Raw genomic sequence first — 3,092 nt, 5'->3', positions numbered from 1 at the left:
GGACGGTGCTGGCGCGCCGTGCGAACGGCCCGGCCGGGGGGTTGGGGCCGCGGGTGGCGGTCGCCGTCGCGGCCACCGCGGTGGTGGGGCTCGCGTGGTGGCAGGTCCGCCGCGCCGTCCGTCCGTAGGTGCTCCTGCCCCCGGCCCGCCGGTAGCGCCCCCGGCGCGGCGGGGGGCGCCGTGGCGACGGCGGCGGGCGCGGGTCAGGCCGCGGCGTCCTCCGCCCGGGTGTGGGCGACCAGCGCGTTGGCGTGGCCGTGCCCGAGCCCGTGCTCGGTCTTGAGCCAGCTGACCAGTTCCATGTGCCGGGTCAGCGGCGAGGCACGGATCAACTCCTTCCATTCGGCGATCGGGCGGCCGTGCTTCTTCTCGATGGCGGGGAAGTAGCTCGCGGGGCCGTTCTGGTTGCCGGCGCTCATCTCGATCTCCTCGTTCACTTCGGTCTATCCGGTCTATCCGGTCTGCTCAGTCCGCCCGGCCTGCCCGGCCGCCGGAACGGAACTGTCGTACTGGTGGACCGGGCGGGGCGGCGAAACTCATCGGTCCGCGCGCGCGAGCTTCAACGACGGGACGTCCCGACGCGTTCCACGAGGTCCCGCGCGCCCGGCTGCGCGCCGTACTCCGCGTGACCGCGGAAAACCCAACCGCCCCACCGTCACCAATTGGTCTGGACCTATTGAAAACGGAGTGCGGCTCCCGGCAGTCTTGGTGCCGCGCGCGCCACCCCCTGCACCACACCCCTGGCCATTTGGCAGGCAACTCCGCCTGCCCGGAAAGGAGTTGTGATCCACATGCGCAAGAAGATCATCGCCCGCGCGGCCACGGTCGCCGCCACCGCGATCCTCGGCCTCGGCGTCGCCACCACGGCGGCGCAGGCGTCCCCGCCGCCCGGCAGCGGCTTCATGTTCATGGGGTACTTCCCGACCTACGACAGCTGCGTCGCCCAGGCGCAGGCCGACGCGCCCGTGCACGGCCCGGTCTACATCTGCGAGTACGGCACGAACGGCCTTTACCTGCTGTGGATGCACTGACCGGTCCCAGCCCCTCCCGGCACCAGCCCCTCCCGGCACCAGCGGGGCCGGCGCCGCCGCCCGCACGTGCTGAGCAGACCCGCGCCGCCCGCCTCGTACGGTCGGCGGCGCGGGTCCGCGCGTGGCGGCGGTCGCACCGAACCCCTGGACAGGCGTACGGAGTTGGGTCACCCTTCAGCACCATGGACACCCCCCGCTCCGGGACCGCCGCCGCGTCACCGCTGTCCGCGGCCATTCACGCCGTCGCCGAGCGAACGGCGGAGCTGCTCCGCACGGATGCGGACACGGCCGCGCCGATTCCCGGCGCGCAGTGGACCGTTGGCGAGGCAGCCGCACATCTGGCCCTGGCCAACGCGCTGATGGCCGACCTCGCCGCGGGCCGCGAGCGACCGTACGGCGACGGGACCGCGGGCGGCCTGGCAGCGGCCAACGCCGCCTCGCTGCAAGCCTTTACGGAGCGGGACCCGTCGGTCCTGGCGGACGGGATCGTGCGGCACGCGAAGGCGTTCACCGACGCGACCGGGGCACGATCGGCGGACGAGCCGGTCCTCACCCCGATGGGCCCCATGGATGTGGGCACCCTCGGCTCGTATCTGCTGACGCACATGCTCGGACACGGCTACGACATCGCGGTGGCGCTGCGCCGGCCGCACATGATCGACCGCGAACGGGTCGCGCTCACACTGCCGTTCCTGATCACGGCGATGCCCCGGGTGGTCGACCCGCGCTCCGCCACCGGCCACAGCGCTTGCTACGACCTGCGGCTGCGCGGCGGGCCCCGGCTCGCCGTGACGTTCACCGACGGCGCGGTGGCCGTGACGCCGGAGCCGCCGCGGCGCCCCGACTGCACGATCGTGGCCGAGCCGGTCACGTTCTTCCTGCTCGCGCTCGGCAGGCGCACCAGCATGGGCGCCCTCGCCCGCGGCAAGATCGTCGCCTGGGGACGTAGGCCCTGGCTCGCGCCCGGTTTCGCCACGCTCTTCGTCGCACCGTAGTGCGGTAACTGCGGCGGCCCGGCGGCCCGGCCGTCCCAGTCAGCTGTCCCCGGTCACCCGTCCCGGGCAGCCTGCTGGCGCAGCCGGGCGGCCTCCTGCCTGACCCATGGCAGCGCGTCGTAAAGCGCCTGGCCCGGACAGTCGGTCTGGTAGACGTCGCGGTGCCCGGAGATCACGTTCAGCTCCGCGGCCGTCCCCTTCCGGTAGCGGCTCGCGTTGTTGCTGGACACCAGGCGCACCTGGCCCAGCGGGTTGATCCCGGGGTCGAGTTTCCAGGCGGCTATCTCGGCGATCGCCTCCAGCATGGGGCGCGGCATCTTCTGCGCGGCGCCGAAGTTGCCGAGGGCGGCTATGCCGACGGTGTCGTTGTTGAAGCCCTCGGTGTGCGAGCCCCGCGGGTCGCGGTCGACGCTCCCGGTCCGGCCCTCGTAGATGCCGCCGCATCGGTCGACGATGAAGTTGTAGCCGAGGTCGTCCCAGCCCAGGGCGATGTGGCGCTGCTCCAGTATCAGCAGCATCTTGGGCACGTCCTTCTTGCAGTCGTACGTGTTCGGGTTGTCCGTGTGGTGCACGAACACCGCCTTGACCGAGTGGTCGTAGACCAGCCCCGGTCGTACGTCCTTCTCGTCCGCGTGCCATGCCGCGCGCAGCACGACGGTCGGCCGCAGCGACACCGGGTGCACCGCGGCAAAGCCCTGCCGCGGCGCGGTCGCCGGGTGCTGCGGCGCCGAGCAGGTCACGAGGAGGGCCAGTGCCGGCAGGTACCACGCCAGCTTGGGCCGGTGCAGCCGCATGGTGACCAGCCTCGGCCGGACCGACCGGGCCGGACATCCACGCGAGCCGTTCGGGTGAATTCCCGGGCGCCCGGGACCGCGTCTCCGGCGCGCCTCACCGCCGTGCCGGGTGCGTACGAGTAGGGCGGCGCGGGCGTCCGAGTAGGGCGGCGCGGGCGTATGTCGTACGGCGCCGGCCCGACGGTCAGGCGCCGCCCCGGGGCCGGCCGGCCTCACGGGCGGGGCGTGTCGCGGGGCTCGTCGCGCGGCGCTTCGCGGGACTCGTCGCGGGG

Annotated in this window: 4 protein-coding genes; 2 read left to right on the top strand and 2 right to left on the bottom strand. The window is 73.5% G+C overall.

Translation table 11 applies throughout. The features are described 5' to 3' along the window. Nucleotides 1-203: 203 nt before the first annotated feature. Nucleotides 204-419: a DUF4287 domain-containing protein gene (locus AC13HU_RS34805; protein WP_483045994.1), complete on the bottom strand. Its 216-nt coding sequence runs from the start codon at nt 417-419 to the stop codon at nt 204-206. Nucleotides 420-791: 372 nt separating this feature from the next. Between AC13HU_RS34805 and AC13HU_RS34800 the strand changes: the two genes are divergently transcribed. Continuing rightward, entirely contained in the window at nt 792-1,031 is a 240-nt protein-coding gene (locus AC13HU_RS34800; protein ID WP_483045993.1) for a hypothetical protein, read from the top strand. Between the two features lie 182 nt (nt 1,032-1,213). Further along, nucleotides 1,214-2,026, top strand: a complete 813-nt coding sequence (locus tag AC13HU_RS34795) for a maleylpyruvate isomerase family mycothiol-dependent enzyme (protein ID WP_483045992.1) — start codon at nt 1,214-1,216, stop codon at nt 2,024-2,026. 53 nt (nt 2,027-2,079) lie between these two features. Here AC13HU_RS34795 and AC13HU_RS34790 read toward each other — a convergent pair whose 3' ends face one another. Further along, nucleotides 2,080-2,820 (bottom strand): N-acetylmuramoyl-L-alanine amidase, encoded by a 741-nt coding sequence (locus AC13HU_RS34790; protein ID WP_483045991.1) that lies wholly within the window; start codon nt 2,818-2,820, stop codon nt 2,080-2,082. Nucleotides 2,821-3,092: the final 272 nt, after the last annotated feature.

Source organism: Streptomyces sp. NH27 (assembly GCF_056859195.1).
Note: the sequence above shows the minus strand (reverse complement) of the source record. Positions and strands in the feature narration are given on the sequence as shown.